Consider the following 24,287-nt stretch of genomic DNA (forward strand, 5'->3'; position numbering starts at 1 on the left):
ATGAATAGCCAATACCGCAAGTCGCTGCCTGGTACGCAGCTGGATTACTTCGATACCCGTGAAGCGGTCGATGCGATCGAGCCGGGCGCTTACGCCAAGCTGCCCTATACCTCGCGCATTCACGCGGAAAACCTGGTGCGTCGCTGCGAGCCGTCGATGCTGACCGAGTCGCTCAAGCAGTTTATCGAGCGCCGCCGTGATCTGGATTTCCCGTGGTTTCCGGCGCGGGTCGTCTGTCACGATATTCTCGGCCAGACCGCGCTGGTCGATCTGGCCGGCCTGCGTGATGCGATTGCCGAGAAGGGTGGTGATCCGGCCAAGGTCAATCCGGTGGTGCCGACGCAGTTGATCGTCGACCATTCGCTGGCCGTCGAGCACGCCGGCTTCGAGAAGGATGCCTTCGAGAAGAACCGCGCAATCGAAGATCGCCGCAATGATGATCGCTTCCACTTTATCAACTGGACCAAGACTGCGTTCAAGAACGTCGACGTGATCCCACCCGGTAACGGCATCATGCACCAGATCAATCTGGAGAAAATGTCACCGGTGGTGCAGGTCGTTGATGGCGTGGCCTTCCCGGATACCTGCGTGGGTACCGACAGTCACACGCCCATGGTCGATGCGCTGGGCGTGATCTCCGTTGGTGTCGGCGGGCTAGAGGCGGAAAGCGTGATGCTCGGTCGCGCCTCCTGGATGCGCCTGCCGGATATCATCGGTGTAGAACTGACTGGCAAGCTACAGCCTGGCATTACCAGCACCGATCTGGTGTTGGCACTCACTGCGTTCCTGCGCAAGGAGCGGGTAGTCGGTGCTTATCTGGAGTTCTATGGCGAGGGTGCGTCGAATCTGACGGTAGGCGACCGCGCGACCATTTCCAACATGACGCCGGAATACGGCGCCACGGCGGCGATGTTCTATATCGATGAGCAGACCATCGAATATCTCAAGCTGACCGGCCGTGAAGACGATCAGGTCAAGCTGGTGGAGCAATATGCCCGGGAAGCCGGCCTGTGGGCGGACACCCTGACCAATGCCGAGTACGAACGGGTATTGCGTTTCGACCTGACCAGCGTGCCACGCACCCTGGCCGGTCCGTCGAATCCGCACGCCTTACTGCCCACTTCTGAGCTGGCCGCGCGTGGTATCAGCGGTGTGGTCGAAAATGAAGAAGGCAAGATGCCCGATGGCGCAGTGATCATCGCGGCGATTACCAGCTGCACCAATACCAGTAACCCGCGCAACATGATTGCAGCAGGCCTGATTGCGCGGAATGCCAACAAGTTGGGCCTGACCCGCAAGCCCTGGGTGAAGTCTTCGCTGGCACCGGGCTCCAAGACGGTCAAGATGTACCTGGAAGAAGCAGACCTGCTGGGTGAGCTGGAGAATCTGGGTTTTGGTGTGGTCGCCTTTGCCTGCACAACCTGTAACGGCATGAGCGGCGCGCTGGATCCGGTGATTCAGCAGGAAGTGGTCGAGCGCGACCTGTATGCCACCGCGGTGTTGTCGGGCAACCGCAACTTCGATGGTCGCATTCATCCCTACGCCAAACAGGCGTTTCTGGCCTCACCACCGCTGGTGGTAGCCTACGCCATTGCCGGTACCATCCGTTTCGATATCGAAAAGGACGTGCTCGGCCATGACCAGCAGGGCAATCCGATCATGCTCAAGGACATCTGGCCCAGTGACGAGGAGATCAATGCCATCGTCAAGGCGAGCGTCAAGCCGGAGCAGTATCGCGAAGTCTATATTCCGATGTTCGATATCACCCGCGAAGCGCAGAACATCAATCCGCTGTACGAGTGGCGGCCGCAGAGCACCTATATCCGTCGCCCGCCATACTGGGAAGGTGCGCTGGCTGGAGAGCGCTCCCTGACCGGGATGCGTGCGCTGGCGGTACTAGGTGACAACATCACTACCGACCACCTGTCTCCGTCCAACGCGATCATGCTCGACAGCGCCGCGGGTGCTTATCTGCACAAGATGGGCGTACCGGAAGTCGACTTCAACTCGTACGCAACCCATCGCGGTGATCACTTGACCGCCCAACGCGCGACCTTTGCCAACCCGAAACTGCTGAACGAAATGGTGCTGGAAAACGGCCAGATCAAGCAGGGTTCTCTGGCGCGGATCGAGCCGGAAGGCAAAGTCACACGCATGTGGGAAGCGATTGAAACCTATATGGAGCGCAAGCAGCCACTGATCATCATTGCCGGCGCCGATTACGGTCAGGGTTCGTCCCGCGACTGGGCGGCCAAGGGCGTGCGTCTGGCGGGTGTGGAGGCTATTGCCGCCGAAGGCTTCGAACGCATTCACCGTACCAACCTGCTGGGTATGGGCGTGTTGCCGCTGGAGTTCCTGCCGGGCACGACGCGCAAGACATTGAATATCGACGGGACCGAAACCTTCGACGTCACCGGTGACATCAAGCCGCGCGGCCGCATGACGCTGGTGATCAATCGCCGTAATGGTGAGCGGGTAGAGGTGCCGGTGACCTGCCGCCTGGATACTCAGGAAGAAGTGTCGATTTTTGATGCGGGCGGCATATTGCAGCGTTTTGCTCAGGATTTTCTTGAAGCAGCGCCAGCGGTTTAATGAGTTCTTTGTTCCAGGATGCTCAGAAAAGGAGCGAAAGCATGGCCCATAGGCCCCAGATTAGAATTCCTGCTACCTACATGCGTGGTGGTACCAGCAAGGGGGTGTTTTTCCGCTTGCAGGACCTGCCGGAAGCAGCTCAGCAACCAGGCGCTGCGCGTGACAGCCTGTTGCTACGCGTTATCGGCAGTCCCGACCCCTACGGCAAGCAGACGGACGGCATGGGCGGTGCGACGTCCAGTACCAGCAAGACGGTTATTCTGGCGAAAAGCACGCAGCCTGAGCACGACGTGGATTATCTGTTCGGACAGGTCTCGATCGATACTGCATTCGTGGATTGGAGCGGCAACTGCGGCAACCTCTCTGCGGCGGTGGGCGCATTTGCTATCGCCGGCGGTCTGGTGGATCCCCAGCGCGTGCCGCAGGATGGCTTCGCTGTAGTGCGTATCTGGCAGAGCAATATCGGCAAAACCATCATCGCACACGTGCCAATGACCAACGGTGAAGTACAGGAGACCGGTGATTTCGAACTGGACGGCGTGACCTTCCCGGCGGCGGAAGTGCAGGTCGAGTTTCTGGACCCGGCTGACGACGGTGATGGCGAAGGCGGCGGCGCGATGTTCCCGACCGGCAATCTGGTCGATGAGCTGGATGTACCAGGTGTTGGCAAGCTGCAGGCAACCATGATTAACGCCGGGATTCCGACGATATTTATCAACGCGCAAGACGTTGGCTACAAGGGTACCGAACTGCAGGAAGCCATCAATGGGGATCCTGCTGCTCTACTGAAATTCGAAACCATCCGCGCCCATGGCGCCGTGCGCATGGGGCTGATCAAGCATGTGGATGAAGCGGCCAGCCGCCAACATACGCCCAAGGTCGCTTTCGTCGCCAAACCGGCGGATTATGTGTCGTCCAGCGGCAAGCAGGTAACAGCTGCAGATACCGACTTGCTGGTGCGTGCGTTGTCCATGGGCAAGCTGCACCATGCGATGATGGGAACGGCAGCAGTCGCCATTGGCACCGCAGCGGCGATACCCGGCACGCTGGTCAATCTAGCCGCCGGTGGCGGCGACCGGGCTGCCGTGGTTTTCGGTCATCCTTCAGGTACCTTGCGCGTCGGCGCTGAAGCCAAACAGATTGACGGTGAGTGGACGGTGAAAAAGGCCGTTATGAGTCGCAGTGCTCGGGTGCTGATGGAAGGATGGGTGCGAGTCCCGGGCGATTGTTTTTAGGGCCGTGTTTAGTAGATGCTTTAGCAAAAGGGAGCGTGTTGATGAATCTGGATCTTTCGGGAAAGCGTGCGCTGGTATGTGGCGCGAGCCAGGGCCTTGGTGAAGCTTGTGCGCGGCAGTTGGCGGAGCAGGGCGCTGAAGTGATCCTGCTGGCCCGCAATGAGGCAAATTTGTTGAAAGTGCAGCAAAGCCTGTCGGTGGACCAGGGGCAGCAGCACAGCGTAATCGCTGTGGATGCGTCTGACGTGGCCGCGCTCAGCGCCGCCGTTGCGGCGCAGTTGCAGCGCGGCCCTGTGCATATCTGGGTCAACAATACTGGTGGGCCTGCGCCAGGACCTGCCAATGCCGCAGAGCCGGAAGCCTTTGCATCAGCGTTCAATCAGCATCTGGTCAGCGCCCAGCATCTGTTGCAGCTGTTGTTGCCGGGTATGCGCGAGGCCGGCTATGGCCGCATTCTCAATGTCTTGTCTACGTCGGTTAAAGCGCCCATTGCCAACCTTGGCGTGTCCAACAGCATTCGAGCTGCAATGGCCAATTGGGCGAAAACGTTGGCGGGGGAGTTGGGCAGTCAGGGGATAACGGTTAATAACGTACTGCCCGGATTGACCAAAACCGCACGGCTGGACAGCCTCATCGGGCGCATCGCTCAGTCGAGCGGTCGAACGGTTGAGCAGGTGGCGGAGGGGATGAAGGCAACCATTCCAGTCCGGCGTTTCGCCGAACCGGAAGAGTTCGCCAATGCGGTGGGCTTTCTTGCTTCACCTGCCGCGGCCTATATCAATGGCATCAACGTGCCGGTCGATGGCGGCAGCACCGCCAGCTTGTAACCGCCGGATCGTGCGGGTACCTCAGGGATGCAGGTACTCGCAGGCATAAAGCGTATTTTCCAGCAGACAGGCGCGGGTCATCGGGCCTACGCCACCCGGCACCGGGGTAATCCAGCCAGCGCGTTCCGCTGCCGGGCCGAATTCCACATCGCCAGTCAGCCGGCCGTCGTCGGTACGATTGATGCCGACATCAATCACGATAGCGCCAGGTTTTACCCACTCACCTTTGACAATACCCGGCTTGCCTACCGCCACGACCAGCAGGTCAGCGCGGCCGACATGTTCAGCCAGATTCTTGGTAAAGCGGTGGGCTACGGTAGTCGTGCAGCCGCCCAGCAGTAACTCCAACGCCATAGGGCGGCCAACGATATTCGAGGCGCCTACCACCAACGCATTCATGCCATACAGGTCCGCACCGGTGCTCTGCAGCAGCCGCATAATGCCGAAGGGCGTGCACGGGCGCAGCAGTGGCATGCGCTGTGCCAGGCGGCCAATGTTGAACGGGTGGAAACCATCCACATCCTTGTCTGGACGAATCCGCTCCAGCAGCAGAGATGAGTCCAGATGCGCCGGTAACGGCAGCTGTACGAGGATGCCATCAATGGACGGATCGTCATTCAGCGTGTCGATCAGCTCCAGGAGGGTGTCCTGCTGGGTATCAGCAGGCAGGTCGTACGAATGGGAGACAAAGCCCACTTCCTCGCAATCCTTGCGTTTATGGCTGACATAGACCTGGGAGGCGGGGTCCTGGCCAACCAGGATCACCGCAAGACCGGGAAGCCTGAGGCCGTGTTCCTTGCGTTCGGCGACTTTCAGCGCGATATTCTGTCGAATGGAGGCAGCGATCTGCTTGCCGTCGATGAGTTTGGCGTTCATGGGCTTCCTGACACAAACAAAATTGTGGCGCGATTGTCGCACGGGAGCGACGGCGGCAAAAGACTCATCTGATTGAACCCGGCGATGTTCTCTGGTGTAGAGCATAAGCTGCTAAAATAATTAAAAAATTGTCCTGCAGGCGTTGACGTGGGAAAGGTGGCTGAGTATGATTCGCCCCGCTTCACAAACACAGCGAAAGCGGTTTGGAAGGCGATCAAGCTCCTCCATTTCACTGGCTTCTTGCCGCTGATTTGGGCATGCTCAGATACTCCCAAGGGGTACTGTACGGTGCGTAAGGCGCCCGTAGCTCAGCTGGATAGAGCACCCGCCTTCTAAGCGGGTGGCCGCAGGTTCGAGTCCTGCCGGGCGTACCATCGCACTGCGGTCTGGATGCTTGAAGCGAGCGGTAGTGGTAGCAACAGAAGTAAAGAAGTAATGGTGGGCGTAGCTCAGTTGGTAGAGCACAGGATTGTGACTCCTGTTGTCGTGGGTTCGAAACCCATCGTCCACCCCATTTTCGAAAACGCCAGGCCCCGGCCTGGCGTTGTTGTTTGAAGCCTTGTTATGCGGACGTGGTGGAATTGGTAGACACACCAGATTTAGGTTCTGGCGCCGCGAGGTGTGAGAGTTCGAGTCTCTCCGTCCGCACCATCTTTTAATAGGCTGCCATATCGGCAGCCTCATCTATACTTTCTCTCCAGATTTTTTCTGCGTTGCCGTCTGTCGGCATGTCGTGTTATTTCAGATAAGCCATCTTGTAAAACTCAATGCGTCTACGCGATATTGGCCTGGTGCCATTACCCTGTTTCTGTTTTGAGCTGTCCAGCCCGCATCCGCTGTCAGCGCGAGGCAGAGCTGCAGGGCTCGCATTAGCAGTACTGCGTAATGGCAACATAACAAGAAGGAGTGATCTTGAGTGTCTGACGAGCCGGTTGCCTGTTAACCGCGCCTGAGCATCGCATGCTCCTGTCTTCAAAAGGTTGTGCTGGTGGCGCGCTCCGGTTCAGGGGTGTCGGCGCGCTTTAGAGTGGTCCTTTATGCAGGTCACTGGAAAATGGAAGATTTGCCGCGCGCTACCATGGATAAGGTTGTTTACCGGTTATGTTTCGAGTTCATCTGCTTCCTCAAAGATCATATTCCCGAGTCGTTACACTACCAATGGCGCTATTTCCGCGCGCACGGGCGCCTCTGCAACTTCCAGAACCCACGTCGATTTTCAGAAAAAATCTATCATCGCATGCGCTTCCCCCTCCCGGATTTTTCCCGGTTGGCGGACAAGGTTGTGGTGCGTGACTATATCCGTGACACGGTTGGCGATCAGTTCAATGTGCCGCTTTACATCGCTGTGACCAAGGTGGTGCCGGAGCTATTTGATGCTTTGCCGAGTGCTTTTGTCATGAAGTGCAACAATGCCTGCGGCGCCACGCGAGTGGTGCTGGATAAGGCATCGGAGGACATCCAGTCTCTGGTAGACCTGGCCAATAGTTGGCTGCAACGGGATTTTTCCCGCTGTAATGGTGAGAGGCACTACCGCAGCATTGCGCCACAGATTCTGTTCGAAAAGGCTCTGCTGATTGATGGTCGTCCGGCTGCTGATTACAAGGTCCACGTGTTTAATCCTGCCGAAGGCGACGCCTATTGCTTTATGCAGGTCATAGGTGATCGATTTGGCCAGATCACGCAAAATCTGTATTCGACAGACTGGATGGGCACTGCCTTCAAACTAGGTGGAAGTTTGCCGCCGAGCACCTGCCCCAGTATTACCCTGCCTCCTGACCAGCTGCCGCAGATGCTGGACGCGGCAAAGCGTCTGGCTAAGCCGTTTGGCTACTGCCGGGTGGACTTCTACGTTCATGATGGCGGCGTCTATGTGGGAGAGCTGACATTTACCCCGGGGGCCGGCAGATGCGTTTTTCATCCGGTGCAGTGGGATCAGATGTTGGGCGCGAAGTTCCGCTGGCCAGAGACGCTGGAAATGCCGTCTCCCTCAAGCGGCATACCCATGTCTGGGGTGCCCGGCGGGCAATCAAGCGGTGATCAGCAACTGGCATGAAGATGCCAGGCGCAACAGCGCGGCTGTTGGTCAGTCTTCGTGGTCGTACCATGCGCTCGGTGGCGACCTTGTTGGCAGGTGCTGCGGCGGGCCAGCTGATTACGTTGATAACGGTGCCTTTGTTGACCCGGATATTCAGCCCTGCGGTTTTCGGTGAAGCGGGAACGCTGCTGGCTGCGGCATCGGTGGTCATGCCTGTGGCTGGATTTTGCTTGCCATTGGCGATAGTGCTGGCCACGGACGATGATGAGGCTCGGGCGCTGGGTCGGGCTTCACTCTCAATCAGTGTGTTACTCGCAGCAGTGATGGCGTTTGGTATCGTCTTTTGGTCTTCTCTGTCAGATGCCCCTTGGGGAATGAGTAGCGGGTTGCTGATGTTTATTCCGCTGCTGATGTGCCTGGCAACCGCGGTCAGTGTTTTAGAGCAATGGGCACACCGCCGGTCCTGTTATACGGCATCAGCAAAAGTGTCCGTAGGCAAATCCTTGATAGGTAATGGCGGCAAGGTTCTTGGTGGGCTTATGGCGCCGGTATCAATGACCTTGGTGTTTATGACCGCAGTGGCGGAGGCGGTCGCAGCGATGCTGTATCTGGGATGGTTGCGCGGCAGTGTCACGCCGGATAGGACCACACCCCTGAAATGGTGGGCCTTGGTTGTCAAATACCGACAGTTTCCGCTTTTTCGCGCGCCCCAGGTGTTGGTCAGTTGTCTCTCGCTCGCTGTACCGGTGCTGTTGCTGGGCGCCTGGTATGAACCTGCGATCGTGGGCTTTTTCGTGCTGGCCAGAAGTGTGGTGGCTGCACCCTCAATGTTGCTTGGCAAGGCTATAGGTGACGTGATTTACCCGCGTCTGGCGAGAGCGGCTCAGGACGGTTTGCCGTTGTTGCCCCTGCAGTTGAAAGCGGTAACCCTGTTGGGTGTAGTGGGTTTGCTTCCGTTGATTCCGATTCTGCTGGCCGCGCCACTTATTTTCGGCCTGCTCTTCGGTGAGCCTTGGCAGATGGCTGGGGAGCATGCACGGTGGATGGCGCTGTGGTTCTACTTCACCCTGGTGGGCGTGCCCTGCATCAGCTCAATGCCCGTCCTGCAAGTCCAGCGCCTGCATCTCACCTACACGTGCTTCACCGCTGTAATCAGGGTTGGGCTAATGTACTGGGCTTGCGCGATTGCGCAGCTGGCCTCGAGCACGAGTGTTGCTCTGTATTGTATTTCCGGGGCGCTGCTGAATGCCGGGTTGATGGTGTGGATACTTTTACTGTCGGCACATCGTGATCGGCTAATGGCCTAGTGCTGTGAAAGCTTGGCAAGGGGCGGCCGTTTTGCTACTTATGCCGCCAGAGGATGACTTATCCGTGCCGAGGGACTAGAATATCGTCCCTTTAGAATTTGTCCAATTACACTGTTCGTTCAACGAGGACTCTCCATGCAAGTTTCGGTAGAAACCATCTCCGGCCTTGAGCGCCGCATGACCGTAGGCATTCCTGCTGATCGCATCGAATCAGAGGTCAACAAGCGCCTGCAACAGACTGCCAGCCGCGCCAAGGTTGATGGATTTCGTCCCGGCAAGGTGCCGATGAGCGTTATTCGCAAGCGTTTTGGCGGCTCCGCCCGTCAGGAAGTCATGGGTGAGATGATCCAGTCCTCCTTCTATGAAGCCGTGATGCAGGAAAAACTCAACCCTGCCGGTATGCCCAGCGTCGAGCCGAAAGATCTGGCCGAAGGCAAGGATTTTGAGTACATCGCTACATTTGAAGTTTATCCGGAAGTCACTCTGGGTGATTTCAGCGCTATCAAGGTTGAGCGCGTGGAGTCTGAAGTGACCGACGCCGATCTGGACAAGATGCTCGACATCCTGCGTGGCCAGAACAAGCGTTTCGATGAAGTGGATCGTGCTGCGGAGAATGGCGATCAGTTGAAAGTCGACTTCGTTGGCAAGGTTGATGGCGAACCCTTCCAGGGCGGTACTGCCAGCAATACTCAGATCGAACTGGGTTCGGGCCGCATGATTCCTGGCTTCGAAGATGGTCTGGTTGGCGCCAAGGCTGGCGATTCCGTGGTGCTCAAGGTGACCTTCCCTGAGGACTATCAGAACCTCGAGCTGGCCGGCAAAGATGCCGAGTTCGACGTTATTGTGCACAGTGTATCCGCTGCGGTTCTGCCGGAGCTGGACGATGAGTTCTTCGCCAAGTTCGGCGTGGAAGAGGGCGGTATCGACGCTTTCCGCTCTGAAGTGCGCAAGAACATGGAGCGCGAACTGCGCCAGGCGATCAAGACCAAGGTCAAGACTCAGGTTATGGATGGCTTGCTGGAAACCAACAGCATTGAAGTGCCGAAGGCCCTGGTTGCTACCGAAATTGATCGTCTGCGCGCGCAAGCTGTGCAGCAGTTTGGTGGTGCCAACATCAAGCCTGAGCAGTTGCCTGCCGAGCTTTTTGAAGAGCAGGCCAAGCGCCGCGTCAGCCTTGGGCTGATTGTTGCTGAAGTGGTCAAGCAGCATGAAATCAAGCCTGATACCGATCGTGTTCGCGCGATGGTTGAAGATCTTGCTTCTGCTTATCAAGAGCCAGAACAGGTCGTGAACTGGTATTACCAGAATGAGCAACAATTGGCAGAAATTCAGTCGGTTGTGCTGGAAGAGCAAGTGGTGGATACTGTTTTGCAGAAGGCTCAGGTAACCGACAAAGCGGTTCCTTATGAGGATGCTGTTAAGCCCGCCCAGCCAGCTCAGAACCTTGAAGCTGACAAGGCCGAGGCCAGCGCTGACGAGTAATATCGTCATCCACTCAATGCAATGCGTGAGCCAGCCATAGTGCTGGCTTTCGTTTTTTCGCAAAAGGCTCAATCGGAGTGATATCAATCCATGACGCATAACAGCTTCAGTCAGTTTCCGCCGGATATTCAGGCCGCAGGTGGTCTGGTCCCCATGGTTGTCGAGCAGTCCGCCCGCGGCGAGCGCTCCTATGACATCTATTCACGCCTGCTCAAGGAACGCGTCATCTTCCTGGTTGGTCAGGTTGAAGATTACATGGCCAATCTGGTTGTGGCTCAGTTGTTGTTTCTGGAGTCGGAGAATCCTGACAAGGATATCCACCTCTACATCAACTCGCCTGGCGGTTCTGTGACCGCGGGTATGGCGATCTACGACACCATGCAGTTCATCAAGCCACATGTCAGCACCTTGTGCATTGGCCAGGCTTGCAGCATGGGTTCTTTCCTGTTGGCCGGTGGTGAGGCGGGTAAGCGCTTTGCGTTGCCGCATGCGCGTATGATGATTCATCAGCCGCTGGGTGGTTTTCAGGGCCAGGCGTCCGACTTCGAGATCCATGCGCGTGAAATTCTCAACATCAGAGAAAAACTCAACGCCATTCTGGCCCATCACACTGGCCAGTCGCTGGATGTGATCGCCCGCGATACAGACCGTGACCGCTTTATGAGCGCCAGCGAATCTGTTGAATATGGCCTGATCGACAAGGTGCTGGATCGCCGGGTTGTTGCCGAATAACGCCGTTTAGATGGTATTTCAGTTGAACGGGTTCGGTAGTTTACCGGACCTGACTTTTTCGCCGCCCCCTGTGGCGTGCGGGCATGCATTGACAGGGTCGCGCTTGCAAAGTGGCGTTATTGCCTGCATCTTTGCGGATAAGCGTGAACGTAAGTAGGGGTTTTAAATGACCGATATAACTGGGAAGGGTGACGACAACGGCAAGCTGCTGTATTGCTCCTTCTGCGGCAAAAGCCAGCATGAAGTGCGCAAGCTGATTGCCGGCCCCTCCGTATTTATCTGTGATGAATGCGTAGATCTGTGTAACGACATCATCCGTGAAGAAGTGCAGGAAAGTCAGTCCGAAAGCGCTGGCCAGAAACTGCCTTCGCCCAAGGAAATCTGCGGCATTCTTGATCAGTACGTGATTGGCCAGGAACGTGCGAAGAAGGTGCTGTCAGTGGCGGTGTATAACCACTACAAGCGTCTGAATCAGCGTGAAGGCAAAGACGACGTCGAGTTGGGCAAGAGCAATATTTTGATGATCGGGCCGACCGGCTCGGGTAAGACGCTGCTGGCCGAAACCTTGGCTCGCCTGCTGAATGTTCCCTTTACCATCGCCGACGCCACCACCCTGACTGAAGCGGGTTATGTTGGTGAGGATGTCGAGAACATCATTCAGAAGCTGTTGCAGAAGTGCGATTACGATGTAGAGAAGGCCCAGATGGGTATTGTCTATATCGACGAGATCGACAAGATTTCACGCAAATCCGATAACCCGTCCATCACCCGTGATGTTTCCGGTGAAGGCGTGCAGCAGGCGCTGTTGAAGCTGATTGAAGGTACTGTGGCTTCGGTTCCGCCGCAGGGCGGTCGTAAGCATCCGCAGCAGGAATTTCTGCAGGTGGATACGCGTAACATCCTGTTTATCTGTGGTGGTGCCTTCTCCGGTCTGGAGAAGGTTATCCGTGATCGCTCAGAGAAGAGTGGTATTGGTTTCAACGCCTCGGTACGTAGTCAGGACGTCGGCAAGAAGGTCGGGCAGACCCTCAAGGGCGTGGAGCCCGAAGATCTGGTGCGTTTTGGTCTGATCCCTGAGTTCGTTGGTCGCTTGCCCGTCATCGCTACTCTTGATGAGCTCGATGAAGCTGCGTTGATCCAGATTCTGACCGAACCAAAGAATGCGCTGACCAAGCAATATGCGCGTCTGTTCGAGATGGAAGGCGTTGAGCTGGAGTTCCGTACCGATGCACTGACGGCGATCGCTAGCCGTGCTCTGGAACGCAAAACCGGTGCCCGTGGCCTGCGCTCCATTCTGGAGAACGTGCTACTGGAAACCATGTATGAAATTCCCTCTGCCGAGCATGTCAGCAAGGTAGTAATCGACGAAAACGTGATCAGTGGCGACTCTCAGCCGTTGCTGATTTACGAATCCGCCGAGAAGCCATCCAAGGCCATGCCGGAGGATTGATTCCGGCAGACCCGACGCCCGGACGTTCGTCAGAACGCCCGGGCGTTTTTGTTCGTGTGGTACAAGCTTGGCATTCTCTTGTGTTGCAGTATGTGAACCACCTTGTTTTTTTACTGCAATGCCCCCATCTTGAAACCATAGACATTTCTTATTCCGGGGCCAGCCGTTGGTTGCTCCCCCCAGCAAGCGAGCCTCAGCCATGACGACTCTTAGCGAATTTCCGCTCCTGCCGCTACGCGATGTAGTGGTGTACCCCCACATGGTCATCCCCCTGTTTGTAGGCCGCGACAAGTCCATTGAGGCCTTGGAAGCCGCCATGGCCGGTAACAAGCAAGTATTGCTGGTGGCCCAGCGCGACCCTGGTGAAGATGATCCGGGCCGTGATGGCCTGTATGGTCTGGGCACCGTGGCAACCATTCTGCAACTGCTCAAGCTGCCTGACGGCACCGTTAAGGTATTGGTCGAAGGTGAGCAGCGCGCCCGCATTGACCAGGTCGATGAATTGGGTACCTACCAGGTCGCCAAAGCCGAATGGCTGGATGAAAGCACTCTGGATGAGCGTGAAGCCGAAGTGCTGATACGCAGCCTCATGAGCCAGTTCGAGCAATTCGTACAGCTGGGTAAGAAAGTACCGGCTGAAGTGCTCTCGTCCTTGTCCAGCATTGATGATCCCAGTCGCCTGGTTGATACCATGGCTGCGCACCTGACACTCAAACTGGACCAGAAGCAGGCGATCCTTGAAATTTTGCCGCTGCGTGAGCGGGTCGAGCATGTGCTCGGCGTGCTGGATAGCGAGATCGATCTGCTGCAGGTCGAAAAGCGCATCCGTGGGCGGGTCAAGAAGCAGATGGAGCGCAGCCAGCGCGAGTATTATCTGAACGAACAGATGAAGGCCATCCAGAAAGAGATGGGCGGTCTGGATGAGGGTCACAGCGAGCTGGACGACCTGAAAACCAAGATCGATGACGCTGGCATGAGCAAAGAAGCGCACGCCAAGGCGACCGCTGAACTGAATAAGTTAAAAATGATGTCGCCGATGTCTGCCGAGGCGACCGTAGTGCGTTCTTATATCGACTGGCTGACCAGTGTGCCTTGGCAGAAAGCCAGCAAGGTGCGGCATGATCTGAAAAAAGCCGAAGAGGTTCTGGACGCCGATCACTATGGTCTGGAAGAGGTCAAGGAGCGGATTCTTGAATACCTCGCGGTTCAGAAGCGCGTGCGCAAATTGAAGGGGCCGGTACTCTGTCTGGTTGGGCCGCCCGGGGTGGGCAAGACCTCGCTGGGTGAGTCGCTGGCGCGCGCAACCAACCGCAAATTTGTTCGTATGGCTTTGGGTGGTGTGCGCGATGAAGCCGAGATTCGCGGTCATCGACGCACCTACATCGGTTCCCTGCCAGGTAAACTGATTCAAAAGATGTCCAAAGCGGGTGTCCGTAACCCATTGTTTTTGTTGGATGAAATAGACAAGATGGGTCAGGATATGCGTGGTGATCCATCATCGGCGCTGCTGGAAGTGCTGGATCCAGAGCAGAACCACAACTTCAACGATCACTACCTTGAAGTCGATTACGACCTCTCGGATGTGATGTTTATCTGCACCGCCAACTCGATGAATATTCCTGCGCCGCTGCTGGATCGCATGGAGGTTATTCGCATTCCCGGTTACACCGAGGATGAGAAAATCAACATCGCCCAGCGCTACCTGGTGGCCAAGCAGATCAAGAACAATGGCTTGAAAAAAGACGAGCTGACCTTCACCCATGACTCCCTGCGCGACATCATTCGTTACTACACTCGCGAAGCGGGTGTGCGTGGCCTGGAGCGTCAGATTGCCAAATTGTGCCGTAAGGTAGTTCGTGAACAGGTTGGCAAAAGCGGCAAAAATACTGTCGTGGTCGACGGCGAACTGCTCGAGAATCTGCTGGGGGTGCGCAAGTTCAAGTACGGTTTGGCCGAAGAAGCCGATCAGGTTGGTCAGGTAACCGGCCTGGCCTGGACCCAAGTGGGCGGTGAATTGCTCAGTCTTGAGGCGGTTGTGGTGCCCGGCAAGGGTCGGCAGATCAAAACCGGCTCGCTTGGCGACGTCATGCAGGAGTCAATCAGTGCTGCCTTGACGGTGGTTCGCAGCCGCGCTGCGAGCCTTGGCATAGCCGCCGATTTTCACGAAAAGCATGACATCCATATCCACGTGCCTGAAGGCGCGACTCCCAAGGACGGACCGAGTGCCGGCGTGGGCATGTGTACCGCTCTGGTGTCCGCATTGACCCGTATTCCGGTGCGTGCAGACGTGGCGATGACCGGCGAGATCACGCTCAGAGGCCAGGTGTTGCCGATTGGCGGGCTCAAGGAAAAGCTGCTCGCGGCGCATCGTGGAGGGATCAAAACGGTGATCATTCCACACGACAACGTCCGTGATCTGAAAGAAATTCCGGACAAGATCAAACAGGATATTGACGTCAAACCTGTGAAATGGATTGACGAAGTGTTGCAGATTGCGCTGCAATACATGCCGGAGCCCTTGCAAGAAGGGGTTGAAGAGATGGTTGCAAAGGATGACAATCACGGGGCCGATGCAAAAAAGCGCATTAGCACTCACTGAGGTGTCAGCGGTCTGGACGTGTGATATCACCCATTTGGGTGAGTGCTTAGCGATCAGACCGGCGATACCACAGGCATTCCTTGACACGGTTTTTGACCGCTTGCTATAAAGCGTGCTTCGACCTAAGCAGGTATGCTGACTGGCCACGGCTTTGCTAAGACCACAAGCTTACATAACGACTAACAACTCACTGAAATTTATAAGGGGACTTAGAGTGAACAAGTCTGAATTGATTGATGCCATCGCCGCCTCCGCCGATATTCCTAAAGCTGCTGCCGGTCGTGCTCTTGACGCCGTCATCGAGTCCATCACTGGTGCTCTGAAGGCTGGTGATTCGGTTGTGCTGGTAGGTTTCGGTACTTTTGCTGTTAAAGATCGCGCTGCCCGTACTGGTCGCAACCCCCAGACTGGCAAGCCGATTGAAATCAGCGCTGCCAAGATCCCTGGCTTCAAAGCCGGTAAAGCACTGAAGGACGCCGTTAACTGATAGCGTCCTGTAACTGATTGTTGTATTGGAGCCCTCGGGCTTCGGTATGGACTTCGAATCATCAGCGTTTATGGCTATCGCTGCATAGGCAGACACCCACCGATGGTTCGGTCAGTTTCCCGAAAGGCGCATCATCTTCGATGCGCCTTTTTTGTTTTAGCGAAACATACAAATGTCAGGCAGGTGCGGGACGCCTGGCATAAGCCAGCCACTAACCAGGTGCGCGGCAGATAACAGTTTTTTTGGGGGCAAGATGCTGCAAAAAATGAGGGAAAATGCACAGAGCTGGATCGCCAAGGTGATCGTCGGCGTCATTGTGTTGATTTTCGCTTTGACTGGTTGGGAGTCGATCAGCAGTTTCAACAGCAACGCACAGAATGCTGCTGCGGTGAATGACGCGGAAATTACCCGTACGGAGCTTGATCAGGCTGTGGCCATGCAGCGCCGCCAACTGATTCAACAGATGCAGCAACTTAACGACAGCTTTGATCCGGGCATGATCAACGACAATCTGCTGCGCGAGTCGGTGCTTGAAGATCTGATTGATCGCGCCGTCCTGTTTGATGGAGCGCAAGCAGCAGACCTGCGTGTGTCCGAGCAGATGATCGATCAACTGATCCTCTCTACCCCGGACTTCCAGGTAGATGGGCAGTTTGACGCCAACCGTTTTGATATTGTCATCCGCAATATGGGCCTTGCCTCGCGTCTGGCTTTCCGTGATCTGGTCCGCCAGGAGCTGATGATCAATCAATTGCGCAGCGCCTACGTCACCAGCGCCTTTGCGACCCCCACCGAACGTCTGCAACTGGCTCGTTTGGAAGAGCAGAGTCGGGATTTCGCCACTATCGAACTGGACGTTGATAACGATGCGGTCACGGTCGAAGAGGACGAGGTCAGCGACTATTACACCGCCAACGCAGAACAGTTCATGACCGAGGAACAGGTCGTGCTGGAAGTGCTGACTCTTTCACGCAGCGACTTTTTCGACCAGGTCGAAGTGGACGAGACCGAGCTGCAGGCAATGTATGAGCAGGAAATCGGTAATCTGGAAGAGCAGCGCCGTGTCTCGCACATCCTCATCGAAGTGCCTGAGGGTGATGCTGAAGCTGACGCAGCTGCTCTTGAACAGGCCCAAGCGATCAGTGAGCGCCTGGAGCAGGGCGAGGATTTTGCCGACATCGCGCAGGAACTGTCGGATGACACCGGTAGCGCCAGTGGCGGCGGCGATCTGGGCTATGCCGTGCGCGGCAGCTACGATCCGGCCTTCGAAGAAGCTTTGTTCAATCTGGAAGAAGGTCAGGTCTCTGAACCGGTACGCACCAGTTTTGGTTACCACCTGGTTAAATTGACTGGGCTGCTGGCACCTGAGGTGCCTTCGCTGGAGTCAATGCGGCCTGAAATTGAACGTGAGCTGAAGGCCGAGCAGGTCGAGCGACGCTTTGTTGAAGTGTCCCGTGAGTTGGCGAACCTGGCCTACGAATCGGAAGACCTGTCCGAACCTGCGCGTGCGCTTGATCTGGAAGTCGAAACCATTGGTCCGGTAGGTCGTCAGGGCGACGAAGGCCTGACTGCCAATCCACGCGTGATGGCTGCAGCTTTCAATGAAGAAGTACTGGCTGACGGTTTGAACAGTGAGCTGTTGGAGCTGGATGCTGATACTGCTGTAGTCCTGCGGGTAAAAGAGCACCTGCGTGCCACTCAGCGTCCTCTGGAAGAGGTTCGCGACGAGATCGTCGACACGCTTCGCTTTGAGCGGGCGGTAGAGCAGGCAGAGAGCAAGGCGGCCGAGCATGTTGCGGCATTGCGCGAGGGCGATCTTGAGGCGGCTGCGCTTGCCGAACAGCTCGGTCAAAGCTGGGAAACACATGAAGCTATTCGTCGTTCCAGCAACGATCTGCCGGCGGCCTTGCTGCGCAATGTCTTTGCAATGCCCCGTCCGGACGCTGAGGGCGCCGTCTACGGTCATTTCCGTCAACCTGATGGAAGTCAGTGGATCGTTCAGCTGAACGGCGTAGCTACGCCCCAGAGCCTTGAGGAAGCGGTAGATGGCGACATGTACCAGAGCTTTATCTCCGGTCAGGCCGGGCAGCAGGATTTCAGCGCTTTGCAGCAGCGTTTGAAGGAACAGGCTGATATCGAACGCTTCTGATCTATCTGGAGCCTGAGATTCAGGCTCCAGACTGACTATTGAGCAGGCACAAAAAAACCGCAAAGCTGCGGTTTTTTTGTGCCTGCTAGGTGTCGAGCTCAGTCTTCGAGGTTGCCCATTGCGGTTATATTGAAGCCACCGTCAACATACATGATCTCGCCCGAGACGCCTGAAGCCAGGTCGGAGCATAAAAAGGCGCCGGCATTACCCACTTCATCAATGGTCACGTTACGACGCATTGGCGTCTGCTTCTCGTTATGCGAAAGCATTTTACGGAAACTCTTGATGCCTGAAGCCGCCAGGGTGCGGATAGGGCCTGCAGAAATGGCGTTCACGCGAGTGCCTTCTGGGCCCAGGCTGGTAGCCAGGTAGCGTACGCCAGCTTCCAGGCTGGCCTTGGCCATGCCCATCACGTTGTAATTGGGCATGGTGCGTTCCGCGCCCAGGTAAGACAAGGTCAGCAGGCTGCCATTGCGACCCTGCATCAGTTCACGGCCGGCCTTGGCCAATGCGACGAAGCTGTAGGCACTGATATCGTGAGCGATACGGAAGCCTTCACGGGTGGTGACCGCAGTAAAGTCGCCATCCAGCTGGTCGCCCGGGGCAAAGCCGACGGAGTGAACGATGCAATCCAGACCGTCCCACTTTTTTGCCAGCTCGGCAAACGCCTGCTCGATCTGCGCGTCATCCGCGACATCACAGGGGAAGCACAGCTCTGGCCCGGAGCCCCATTCAGCGGCAAAGCCCTCAACGCGGGCCTTGAGTTTGTCGTTCTGATAGGTAAAGGCCAGCTCGGCACCTTCCCGGTGCATCGCGGCAGCGATGCCGGATGCAATGGATAGTTTGCTGGCTACGCCAACGATAAGTACGCGCTTTCCGCTGAGAAATCCCATGCTTGCTTCCTGTTTTACTAGGCCACTGTTGTCGGGGCCTTGTTGACGGATACCGGGTGGGCAAATGCTGCCTCTAGCAACTGACGAGTATAGTCGTGTTGCGGCGAGGCAAATATCGCACTTGCCGACCCCTGTTCTACTATGTGTCCCTGGCGTATTACCATCAGCTCGTGACTCAAAGCTCTGACCACCGCCAGGTCGTGGCTAATAAACAGATAACTCAAATTGTGCCTGTCTTGCAGATCGCGTAGCAACTCCACCACCTGACCTTGAACCGTACGATCCAGTGCTGAGGTGGGTTCATCCAGCAGGATCAGCGATGGCTTGAGCACCAGGGCCCTGGCAATGGCAATACGCTGCCGTTGGCCGCCGGAAAACTCGTGCGGATAACGGTGCCGGGTAGCCGGGTCCAGGCCTACTTCCTGCAGCACCTGAATAACCATCTGCTCGCGTTCCTGCTCGTCGCCGATCTTGTGGATCTCCAGCCCTTCGCTGATGATCTGCGCCACCGACATACGCGGGCTCAAACTGCCAAAGGGGTCCTGAAAAACCACCTGGAACTGCCGCCGCATGGGCCTGACGTCGTCCTGACTGAGCCCGTCCAGACGCTGACCATTGCATTCAATCAGACCCTGGCTTTCCACCAGCCTGAGCAACGCCAGACCTAGTGTGGTTTTGCCCGATCCGCTCTCGCCAACAATGCCCAGCGTATGACCTTGCTTGAGCGTAAAGCTGGCATCGGTGACCGCTTTTACATGGTCTACAGTCCGGCGCAGTACGCCCTGGCGTATCGGAAACCAGACCTTGAGCTGCTCCACACGCATGATCTGCGGCGCGTCCACTTTGACCTGCACCGGGCTGCCGGACGGGTCGGCGGCAATCAGCCGCTGGGTGTATTCATGCCTTGGATCTGCGAACAGTGTTGCACAATCATTCTCTTCGACGACGCGACCCTGATACATGACACATACCCGATGGGCAATTCTGCGCACCAGATTCAAATCGTGGCTGATCAGCAGCAGCGCCATGCCGAGTTTTTCCTGCAGCGATTTCAGCAGCTCGAGAATCTTCAGCTGCACGGTAACGTCCAGCGCTGTGGTTGGCTCGTCGGCAATCAGCAACTCGGGCTCATTGGCCAGCGCCATGGCGATCATCACTCGCTGCCGCTGGCCGCCAGAGAGCTCATGCGGGTAGGCAGTCAAGCGCTTGGCCGGCTCGGGTATGCCAACCAGTTCGAGCAGTTCCAGAGTACGCGCCCGGGCGGCCTTTTTATCCAGGCCCTTGTGCAGAAACAGCACCTCGTTGATTTGCCGCTCGACACTGTGGAGCGGGTTCAACGAGCTCATTGGCTCCTGAAAGATCATTGAAATACGATTGCCGCGTACCTGACGCAGGCGCTTTTCATTGGCCTTCAGCAGATCTTCGCCCTTGTACAGGATTTGACCGCTGGGGTGGCGTGACTGCGGGTGGGGCAGCAGGCGCAGAATCGAGTGCGCAGTCACCGATTTGCCCGAGCCGCTTTCACCGACCAGCGCCAGGGTTTCGCCTGCGCGGATGTCCAGGCTCACACCGCGCACCGCCATGACTTCCTCGGTCTCGCTGCGGAAGGCCACGCTCAGATTGTCGATCCGTATCAACGGCTGATCAGACATGTCATTTCCTCGGGTCGAAGGCATCACGCAACGCCTCGCCAATAAATACCAGCAGGCTGAGCATCAGCGACAGCACAACGAAGGCGGTGACGCCGAGCCAGGGCGCTTGCAGGTTGGCCTTGCCTTGGGCAATCAACTCGCCCAATGAGGGCGAGCCAGCCGGCAAGCCGAAGCCGAGAAAGTCCAGTGAGGTCAGTGTGATAACGCCTCCGGTAAGAATGAACGGGAAAAACGTCAGGGTCGCAACCATGGCATTGGGCAGAATGTGGCGAAACATAATGATGCGATTGTTGGCGCCCAGCGCACGTGCCGCGCGCACATATTCCAGATTCCGACCACGCAGGAACTCCGCCCGGACCACATCTACCAGAGCCATCCACGAGAACAGCAGCATGATGCCGAGCAACCACCAGAAGTTTGGTTGCACGAAGCTGGCCAGAATAATCAGCAGATAAAGTACCGGCAGTCCTGACCAGATTTCGATAAAACGCTGGCCGAACAGATCCATTTTGCCGCCGTAGAACCCCTGCACCGCGCCAATGATCACACCGATGATCGAGCTGAGAATGGTCAGTGTCAGCGCAAAGAGCACGGAAATACGGAAGCCGTAGATCACCCGTGAACTGACGTCCCGGGCCTGGTCATCCGTGCCCAGCCAGTTGTCGGCGGAAGGCGGGGCAGGGGCGGGCAGTTCCAGGTCGTAATTGATGGTGTCGTAATAAAACGGGATCGGCGGCCAAAGCATCCAGCCGTCGCCTTGCTCTTCAATCAACTGCTGAACATAGGGGCTACGGTAATCCGCAGCAATTGGAAATTCGCCACCAAATTCGGTTTCCGCGTAGCGCTTGAAGACCGGGAAGTAGTAGCTGTTTTCGTATTTGACCAGCAGCGGCTTGTCATTGGCGACCATCTCCGCGCCCAGACTGAGCACGAACAGCACCATGAAGATATGCAGTGACCACCAACCGCGCTTGTTCGCCTTGAACAGCGCAAAGCGCCGGCGGTTGAGGGGGGAGAGTTTGAAATTCAGCGCCATGCTCAGCCCTCCCTGCTTTCGAAGTCGATCCGCGGATCGACCAGGGTGTAGGTGATATCACCGATCAATTTCACCACCAGGCCGAGCAGGGTGAAGATGTACAGCGTGCCGAACATGACCGGGTAATCACGGTTGATCGCCGCCTCGAAGCCCAGCAGGCCCAAACCATCGAGCGAGAAGATCACCTCAATCAGCAGTGCGCCGGTGAAGAACACGCTGATCAGCGCTGACGGAAAACCAGCGATAATCAACAGCATCGCATTACGGAATACGTGGCCGTACAGCACTCGCCCGGCAGACAGGCCCTTGGCTTTGGCGGTGACCACGTACTGTTTGCCGATCTCATCCAGAAAACAGTTCTTGGTCAGCATCGTCAGCGTCGCGAAACTGCCGATAACCATTGCAGTAATGGGCAGCACCAGATGCCAGGCGTAATCCTTGGCCTTTTCCCAGTCGCTCAGCTCCTCCCAGTTGTTGGAGGTCAGCCCGCGTAGCGGGAACCAGTCCAGGTAGCTACCACCGGCAAACACCACAATCAGCAGGATCGCCAACAGGAATCCGGGGATCGCATAGCCGACAATAATTAACGAGCTGGTCCAGATATCAAAAGTCGAGCCGTGGCGCACCGCCTTGCGAATGCCCAGCGGAATGGAAATCAGATAGGTCAGCAAGGTAGTCCACAGGCCCAGCGATATGGAAACCGGCATTTTCTCAAGAATCAGATTAATAACGCTTTCATCCCGGAAGAAGCTGTCACCAAAGTCAAAGGTCATATATCCCTTGATCATCAGCCAGAAGCGCTCGGGAGCGCTCTTGTCAAAGCCGTACATGCGTTCGATTTCGGCGATGATATCCGGGTCCAGGCCTTGCGCACCGCGGTAACTGCCGCCACTGGCGACCTCACCCTGCATGCTGCCGGAAATCCGGCTGGTAGCGCCTTCAAATCCTTCCAGATTGGCGATCATCTGTTCGACCGGGCCGCCTGGCGCGGCCTGGATAATCAGGAAATTGATCAGCAGAATGCCGAACAGGGTAGGGATGATCAGTAGCAGACGGCGGACAATATAAGCCAGCATGCTTAGTTTTCCTGTTGTTCTATCAGCGCCGGAGCCTCTTTCAATTCGGCCTCTTTGGCCGGATCAACCCACCAGGTATATAGCCCCAGATCATAGCGAGGGGAGGTTTCCGGGTGGGAGAATTTGTCCCAGTAGGCGACGCGGTAGACCTTGGTATGGAAGTTCGGCACCAGATAGTGACCGACGCGTAATACCCGATCCAGCGCGCGGGTGTGGGTTACTAACGATTCGCGCGAGTCGGCCTGAATCAGCCCTTCTACCAGCGCGTCCACAACTGGGTCGCGCAGGCCCATCAGGTTGCGGCTGCCGGGGTTGTCGGCACTCGATGAATGCCAGTACTCGCGCTGCTCATTGCCTGGCGAGTTGGACTGGCCGAAACCAGAGACGACCATGTCGAAGTCGCGTGAACGCAGGCGATTGATGTATTGCGAGGTGTCGACGCGGCGCAGGGTCAGTTCGATACCCAGTGACGCCAGATTGCGCTTGAACGGCAGCACCACGCGCTCAAAGTCGGCCTGCACGATCAGAAACTCAAAGCTCAGCTGATTGCCTTCGGCATCGACCAGACGGTCATCGACGATCTTCCAGCCAGCTTCCTGCAGCAGCGCATAAGCATCGCGCATCTGGTCGCGAATGATCCCGCTGCCGTCGGTTACCGGTGGGCTGTAGGCCGGGCCAAACACCTCCTCGGATAACTGATCACGCCATGGCTCCAGCAGCGCCAGTTCGGCCTCGTCCGGGGTGCCAGTGGCGCCCAATTCGGAGTTGTCGAAAAAGCTCTCGGTACGGGTGTAGGCGTCGTGGAACAGCCTGCCATTGGACCATTCGAAGTCGAACAGCAGGCTGATCGCCTTACGCACTCGCACATCGGCAAAGTAGCTGCGGCGGGTGTTGAAGACAAAGCCCTGCATGCCCTGAGTGTTGAGGTTGGGGATCTCTTCCTTGATGATACTGCCGTCGCGCAGGGGCGGGCTGTCGTAGCCGGTCGCCCAGTTCTTTGCACTGACTTCCTGGTTGACATCGAAGCGACCCGCCTTGAATGCTTCCAGGGCCACACCGGTGTCCCGGTAATAATCGATGACGACATGGTCGAAATTGTAGAAGCCGCGCTGTACCGGCAAGTCCGCAGCCCAGTAATCCTTGACCCGCTCATAGGTGATGCTGCGCCCGGCACTGACGTTGCTGATTTGATAGGGTCCGCTACCCAAGGGTGGTTCCAGCGTGGTTCGGCTGAAGTCTCGCTCCGCCCAGTAATGCTCAGGGAACACCGGCAGTTGGCCGATAACCAGCGGCAGTTCACGGTTTCCGCCGTCACGGAAGCGAAACAGCACACTGTGTTCGTTCTCCGCGACCACCTCTGTCACATCAGCGTAATAGGCTTTGTAGAAAGGTGCACCCTGTTCGATCAAGGTATTGAAGGTGAAAACAACGTCACTGGCTGTCACGGGTTCGCCATCATGAAAGCGTGCTTCCGGGCGCAGGTAAAAGCGTACCCAGGTGCCGTCTTCGGCCCGCTCTATGCGCTCAGCCAAGAGCCCGTATTCGGTAAAGGGTTCATCCAGCGAATGAAACGTCAGGGTGTCGTAAATAAGCGACAGCTCGGAGGCGCTGTTGCCGCGCGTGATGAAACCATTCAACGAATCGAAACTGCCAAAGCCGGACTGCCGCAAGGTACCGCCTTTAGGAGCGTCCGGGTTGACGTAGTCGAAATGCTTGAAATCCGCCGAGTAGGCCGGCGGTTCGCCGTACAGGGTTAGTGCGTGGCTACCCGCCGAGGGCTGCGGCGCCGGTTGTGCGTGAGCAAGACCGGTGACAGTGATCAAGGCGCATCCGCAGAGCGTTTTGAGTATAGGGTGCAT

Annotated in this window: 17 protein-coding genes and 3 tRNA genes; 14 read left to right on the plus strand and 6 right to left on the minus strand. The window is 56.9% G+C overall.

Going from position 1 to position 24,287, the window contains the following annotated elements; genetic code table 11:
- From acnD to DT594_RS14125, 3 genes are read left to right on the plus strand one after another with little or no spacing between them, the layout of a single operon-like run.
- The gene (gene acnD, locus DT594_RS14115) at positions 1–2,592 is read left to right on the plus strand and encodes a Fe/S-dependent 2-methylisocitrate dehydratase AcnD (protein WP_149333274.1); all 2,592 of its coding nucleotides are present in this window, start codon (positions 1–3) and stop codon (positions 2,590–2,592) included.
- A gap of 41 nt (positions 2,593–2,633) precedes the next feature.
- Positions 2,634–3,827 carry a 2-methylaconitate cis-trans isomerase PrpF gene (gene prpF / locus DT594_RS14120; RefSeq protein WP_149333275.1) on the plus strand — a complete coding sequence of 398 codons (1,194 nt, stop codon included), beginning with the start codon at positions 2,634–2,636 and terminating at the stop codon, positions 3,825–3,827.
- Between the two features lie 41 nt (positions 3,828–3,868).
- Positions 3,869–4,654, plus strand: coding sequence for an SDR family oxidoreductase (locus DT594_RS14125; RefSeq protein WP_149333276.1), 786 nt, complete (start codon positions 3,869–3,871; stop codon positions 4,652–4,654).
- A 21-nt stretch (positions 4,655–4,675) separates the two neighbouring features.
- Here the strand turns inward: DT594_RS14125 and folD are convergent, their stop codons facing one another.
- Positions 4,676–5,530, minus strand: coding sequence for a bifunctional methylenetetrahydrofolate dehydrogenase/methenyltetrahydrofolate cyclohydrolase FolD (folD, locus tag DT594_RS14130; RefSeq protein WP_149333277.1), 855 nt, complete (start codon positions 5,528–5,530; stop codon positions 4,676–4,678).
- Between the two features lie 297 nt (positions 5,531–5,827).
- On the opposite strand from folD, the gene DT594_RS14135 reads away from it, so the two are divergent.
- From DT594_RS14135 to DT594_RS14185, 11 genes are all read left to right on the plus strand, one after another.
- Positions 5,828–5,904: transfer RNA gene (locus DT594_RS14135), tRNA-Arg, on the plus strand.
- Between the two features lie 64 nt (positions 5,905–5,968).
- Positions 5,969–6,044: transfer RNA gene (locus DT594_RS14140), tRNA-His, on the plus strand.
- A 52-nt stretch (positions 6,045–6,096) separates the two neighbouring features.
- Positions 6,097–6,181: transfer RNA gene (locus tag DT594_RS14145), tRNA-Leu, on the plus strand.
- A 403-nt stretch (positions 6,182–6,584) separates the two neighbouring features.
- Positions 6,585–7,583, plus strand: a complete 999-nt coding sequence (locus DT594_RS14150) for an ATP-grasp fold amidoligase family protein (protein WP_149333278.1) — start codon at positions 6,585–6,587, stop codon at positions 7,581–7,583.
- Positions 7,580–8,872: a lipopolysaccharide biosynthesis protein gene (locus DT594_RS14155; protein WP_149333279.1), complete on the plus strand. Its 1,293-nt coding sequence runs from the start codon at positions 7,580–7,582 to the stop codon at positions 8,870–8,872. Before DT594_RS14150 ends, DT594_RS14155 begins: the two co-directional genes overlap by 4 nt.
- Before the next feature lie 135 nt (positions 8,873–9,007).
- Positions 9,008–10,354 carry a trigger factor gene (gene tig / locus DT594_RS14160; protein WP_149333280.1) on the plus strand — a complete coding sequence of 449 codons (1,347 nt, stop codon included), beginning with the start codon at positions 9,008–9,010 and terminating at the stop codon, positions 10,352–10,354.
- A 90-nt stretch (positions 10,355–10,444) separates the two neighbouring features.
- The gene (clpP, locus tag DT594_RS14165; protein WP_096344742.1) at positions 10,445–11,086 is read left to right on the plus strand and encodes an ATP-dependent Clp endopeptidase proteolytic subunit ClpP; all 642 of its coding nucleotides are present in this window, start codon (positions 10,445–10,447) and stop codon (positions 11,084–11,086) included.
- 166 nt (positions 11,087–11,252) lie between these two features.
- Positions 11,253–12,536 (plus strand): ATP-dependent Clp protease ATP-binding subunit ClpX, encoded by a 1,284-nt coding sequence (gene clpX / locus DT594_RS14170; protein ID WP_149333281.1) that lies wholly within the window; start codon positions 11,253–11,255, stop codon positions 12,534–12,536.
- Positions 12,537–12,735: 199 nt separating this feature from the next.
- Positions 12,736–15,135: an endopeptidase La gene (gene lon, locus DT594_RS14175; protein ID WP_149333282.1), complete on the plus strand. Its 2,400-nt coding sequence runs from the start codon at positions 12,736–12,738 to the stop codon at positions 15,133–15,135.
- A gap of 214 nt (positions 15,136–15,349) precedes the next feature.
- Positions 15,350–15,622: an HU family DNA-binding protein gene (locus DT594_RS14180; RefSeq protein WP_096344739.1), complete on the plus strand. Its 273-nt coding sequence runs from the start codon at positions 15,350–15,352 to the stop codon at positions 15,620–15,622.
- Positions 15,623–15,887: 265 nt separating this feature from the next.
- The gene (locus DT594_RS14185) at positions 15,888–17,771 is read left to right on the plus strand and encodes a SurA N-terminal domain-containing protein (protein ID WP_246164648.1); all 1,884 of its coding nucleotides are present in this window, start codon (positions 15,888–15,890) and stop codon (positions 17,769–17,771) included.
- A gap of 98 nt (positions 17,772–17,869) precedes the next feature.
- On the opposite strand, the gene fabI is transcribed toward DT594_RS14185, so the two are convergent.
- From fabI to DT594_RS14210, 5 genes are read right to left on the minus strand one after another with little or no spacing between them, the layout of a single operon-like run.
- Entirely contained in the window at positions 17,870–18,664 is a 795-nt protein-coding gene (gene fabI / locus DT594_RS14190; RefSeq protein WP_096347377.1) for an enoyl-ACP reductase FabI, read from the minus strand.
- 17 nt (positions 18,665–18,681) lie between these two features.
- Positions 18,682–20,316 carry an ABC transporter ATP-binding protein gene (locus DT594_RS14195; RefSeq protein ID WP_096347378.1) on the minus strand — a complete coding sequence of 545 codons (1,635 nt, stop codon included), beginning with the start codon at positions 20,314–20,316 and terminating at the stop codon, positions 18,682–18,684.
- A gap of 1 nt (position 20,317) precedes the next feature.
- Positions 20,318–21,352 (minus strand): ABC transporter permease, encoded by a 1,035-nt coding sequence (locus DT594_RS14200; RefSeq protein ID WP_149333284.1) that lies wholly within the window; start codon positions 21,350–21,352, stop codon positions 20,318–20,320.
- Between the two features lie 2 nt (positions 21,353–21,354).
- The gene (locus tag DT594_RS14205) at positions 21,355–22,428 is read right to left on the minus strand and encodes a microcin C ABC transporter permease YejB (RefSeq protein ID WP_096347380.1); all 1,074 of its coding nucleotides are present in this window, start codon (positions 22,426–22,428) and stop codon (positions 21,355–21,357) included.
- Between the two features lie 2 nt (positions 22,429–22,430).
- The gene (locus tag DT594_RS14210; protein WP_149333285.1) at positions 22,431–24,287 is read right to left on the minus strand and encodes an extracellular solute-binding protein; all 1,857 of its coding nucleotides are present in this window, start codon (positions 24,285–24,287) and stop codon (positions 22,431–22,433) included.

The sequence above is a fragment of the Halopseudomonas laoshanensis genome (genome assembly GCF_008365385.1).
In the GTDB taxonomy this organism is placed as follows: Bacteria; Pseudomonadota; Gammaproteobacteria; order Pseudomonadales; family Pseudomonadaceae; genus Halopseudomonas; species Halopseudomonas laoshanensis.